General features: G+C 58.8%; 2 protein-coding genes and 1 pseudogene. 1 reads left to right on the forward strand and 2 read right to left on the reverse strand.

Annotation, left to right across the window (positions count from 1 at the left end):
- The first annotated feature begins 422 nt into the window (after positions 1-422).
- Positions 423-1,655, forward strand: coding sequence for an ATP-dependent nuclease (locus tag Y706_RS24425; RefSeq protein WP_052355039.1), 1,233 nt, complete (start codon positions 423-425; stop codon positions 1,653-1,655).
- Between the two features lie 30 nt (positions 1,656-1,685).
- On the opposite strand, the gene Y706_RS24430 is transcribed toward Y706_RS24425, so the two are convergent.
- Positions 1,686-1,958, reverse strand: coding sequence for a hypothetical protein (locus Y706_RS24430; RefSeq protein WP_043435525.1), 273 nt, complete (start codon positions 1,956-1,958; stop codon positions 1,686-1,688).
- Between the two features lie 43 nt (positions 1,959-2,001).
- Positions 2,002-2,213, reverse strand: a pseudogene (locus Y706_RS24435) (hypothetical protein); the annotation flags it as partial.

Consider the following 2,213-nt stretch of genomic DNA (forward strand, 5'->3'; position numbering starts at 1 on the left):
TCTATACCCTGCCCGGGGGCAGGCGGAATCGGCGGAGCCGGGGCGAGGGTCATGCCTGGTGACAGTCCGGCGCCGGTCGACGGTGCGGCCGTGGCGGCGGCCGGTTTGGTGACCGTTTGCTCGTCGGCCGGCCTGCTTAGTGGTGGAGTAGACGCGCAGGCCGCGGTTAACGCGACAACGGCGAGGCACAGAACGGACAGCAGTGTCGGCGTGGTGCCGGGGCGGACATTGCTGATCTGCAGATCTATCAAGCACTCGACAAGCTGTTCGACCTGTACTCGCTTGAGAGGACGACCAGCTCGTTTCCTCTATATTTGAGTTTTTCGGGCACAGGCAGTCCGGTATATGCGTTCTTCCCCAATCAAAGACGGCCAGGGGACAAGGGCCAACAAGCCAACATCAGTTGGATACAAAGACAGCTCGTGACTGATCTCCTCAGCAGGTTTGAAATTCATTACATCCCGTCCGCCAAGAGCATCAAGGAGCTGTACGGCGATGTTCTAGTTCCGTTCATGAAGGCAGCCGTAGTGCGGGCGCTGGAACCACAGCTAGAAAACGTGAAGAAAGAGCTCGCAACCGTCGCGTCCAAAGTCACCGGCAGCCTTAAGAGTGCCGGTATCGATAACCTGCATGCATCATTTGACTTTGAAGGGGGTTCGATCGAGAACGCGTTGAGCGGCTTTGACTTCTACATGGAAGACCCCTTCCGCACCCGACTTGACCGCAAGGGCCAAGGAGTTCAGAGTGCAGCGTTCATGGCCACGCTCTTGTGGGTTACGGAAGAGGAGCAACTCAGAGGAAAATCTCCCATTTGGCTGATCGAGGAACCAGAGTCCTACCTCCACCCAGGACTCACGAAGTCAGCGTTGTCGCTGCTGAGCAAATTATCCGACTCCGCGGCGCTTGTCTGCACAACCCACTCCATGGCTTTTGTTCCGCAGGATCAGGCCAGTGTTGTCGGGACTGCAGTTGAGGACGGCCTGACGGTAGTGAAGACTTTCACGTCTCATCAGAAAGCAACCGAGGCAATTAGAAAGGGCTTGGGAGTCGCTTTCTCCGACTACTTCTCGTTTGGTGAGCGAACGGTACTGGTAGAGGGGCAGACCGACGGCCATCTCATTCGTTGGTTCTTGGCCGTATCCCAGGGTAAGGAAGGATGCGAATGGCCGGCGCTGCGGGGGGCCCACATTGCGGACCGAGGCGGAGCATCAGAGTTGGCGGGCTTTCTTCGAGCCAATTACTCCCTTTTGAGGCAAGAACGACCCGTCATCAGCCTCTTCGACGGAGATGATGCAGGCATCAAAGCCGTCAATGGATTGTCAGGGTTCTTTGGGAATGCGGGAGATCCTTTTGCTGCAAATCGCGAGTTTGTCTTCACGCGGTCCGGTTTCTCAATCGAGGGGCTATTCCCGGACGAATGGGTCCTTGAAGTACACAAGGACTCACCCAATCACTTCAAACAGTTCCTCATTGATCCCAACAACGCGCTCATGGGCTTCGCAGTAGTCGACGGAAAGAAGGAGAGCGTTATCAACAAGCTAACCGCACGGGCTGAGCAGGTTGCTTTCGAGGACTGGTCGGAACGCTGGCGGAACCTCTCATCAGCGCTCGACGGAGCTCTCGAGATCCAAGCAGGAAAAATTAGTACACCGTAAGCTGGCGGAAATGTCGCCGCGTGGGGACGCCTAGTGGTCCCCCAGGATTTCTGTTTCGGCGGTATCAAGAAGTGTTGTTGAGTCTGCGCCGGTGGCCCGGGCCAGATCGTCCAAAGATTTGAAATGGATCCGTGCGAGGGTGATGGCCACAAGCTCCAGGTATCCGGTGCCGTTGCGCTGTCCGAGGTCGTCGAGGTAGGAGCGCATGCGCCCTTCCAGGGCGCCGGGGCCTTCGGATTCTTCGGCGGCGAGCCGGGTCAGTGTCAGGGCGGCGAGGTCCGGGTTGTCGTAGATGAGTCCCATGGGCCAACGCTACGCACCCCGCCGGCGCCGTCAAGGGCCGGCGTTAGCGCCACCGGTAGGATTCCAGCACGCGCAGCAGGGGAGCGGGGTCCGTCTTCACGTGGTCGACGGGGCGGCTCCCGGCCAGTACCCGGGACGGGGTGATCATCCAGACGGTGAAGTAGTTGTGCGGGATATCCAGTTCCATGGCCCTGCTGAAGAGTGCTATAACCGTTGGCTGGAGCCGCCCGCCGGGGAGGAACTGGAATCCCGGGC

The sequence above is a fragment of the Arthrobacter sp. I3 genome (genome assembly GCF_000520575.1).
Classification (GTDB): Bacteria; Actinomycetota; Actinomycetes; order Actinomycetales; family Micrococcaceae; genus Arthrobacter; species Arthrobacter humicola_A.

Coding starts and splice junctions, on each gene's coding strand:
- Y706_RS24430 (WP_043435525.1), bottom strand. CDS start 1,958: ATGGGACTCATCTACGACAACCCGGACCTCGCCGCCCTGACACTGACC.